The following is a 1241-nucleotide window of genomic DNA, read 5'->3' as shown; positions in this document are numbered from 1 at the left end:
GGAAGCTTCGCTTTAAATGCGAAGCGTTGAATAACCTTAATCTTTGATTTTGGAAATTCATAAAAGGTCAAGCTACAAAGGGCGCATGGTGAATGCCTTGGCACTAGAAGTCGAAGAAGGACGCGACAAGCTGCGATAAGCTTCGGGTAGGCGCAAATAGCCTGTGATCCGGAGATTTCCGAATGGGGAAACCCACATACTTAACAGTATGTACTGTATACTGAATTCATAGGTATATAGGGATAAACCTGGGGAACTGAAACATCTAAGTACCCAGAGGAAGAGAAAGAAACATCGATTTCCTAAGTAGCGGCGAGCGAAAAGGGAAGAGCCCAAACCAAGAACTTTGTTCTTGGGGTTGCGGATAGATCATATACGTATAATATCTTAACCGAAGAGTTCTGGAAAGCTCAACCGTAGAAGGTAAAAGTCCTGTAGGTAAAAAGAGAAAATTACAAGATCTAATCCAGAGTACCACGAGACACGTGAAACCTTGTGGGAAGCAGGGAGGACCACCTCCCAAGGCTAAATACTAACTAGTGACCGATAGTGAAACAGTACCGTGAGGGAAAGGTGAAAAGAACCCCGGAAGGGGAGTGAAATAGAACCTGAAACCGTGTGCCTACAACCGGTCGAAGCACTTTTTATGTGTGACGACGTGCTTTTTGTAGAACGAGTCAGCGAGTTATGGTATGTAGCGAGGTTAAGCACTTATGGTGCGTAGCCGAAGGGAAACCAAGTCTGAATAGGGCGACTAGTTGCATGCTATAGACCCGAAACCGAGTGACCTATCCATGGTCAGGTTGAAGCGGAAGTAAAATTCCGTGGAGGACCGAACCCGTTGGTGTTGAAAAATCATGGGATGAACTGTGGATAGCGGAGAAATTCTAATCGAACTCGGAGATAGCTGGTTCTCCTCGAAATAGCTTTAGGGCTAGCGTCGATTAATTGAGTTATGGAGGTAGAGCACTGAATGAGCTAGGGGCTGACAACAGTTACTGAACTCTATCAAACTCCGAATGCCATATACTTTTATTTCGGCAGTCAGACTATGAATGATAAGATCCATGGTCAAAAGGGAAACAGCCCAGATCATCAGCTAAGGTCCCAAAGTGTAAGTTAAGTGGAAAAGGATGTGGGATTTCTAAGACAACTAGGATGTTGGCTCAGAAGCAGCCACTCATTTAAAGAGTGCGTAATAGCTCACTAGTCAAGAGATCCTGCGCCGAAGATGTCCGGGG

At 45.1% G+C, this 1241-nt stretch carries 1 rRNA gene; it reads left to right on the top strand.

Annotation, left to right across the window (positions count from 1 at the left end):
- Positions 1–65: 65 nt before the first annotated feature.
- Positions 66–1241: ribosomal RNA gene (locus tag BR66_RS0115595) — 23S ribosomal RNA — on the top strand; the annotation flags it as partial.

The organism is Clostridium akagii DSM 12554, from assembly GCF_000686725.1.
Taxonomy (GTDB): domain Bacteria; phylum Bacillota; class Clostridia; order Clostridiales; family Clostridiaceae; genus Clostridium_I; species Clostridium_I akagii.
This window is presented reverse-complemented; position numbering and strand designations above follow the sequence as displayed.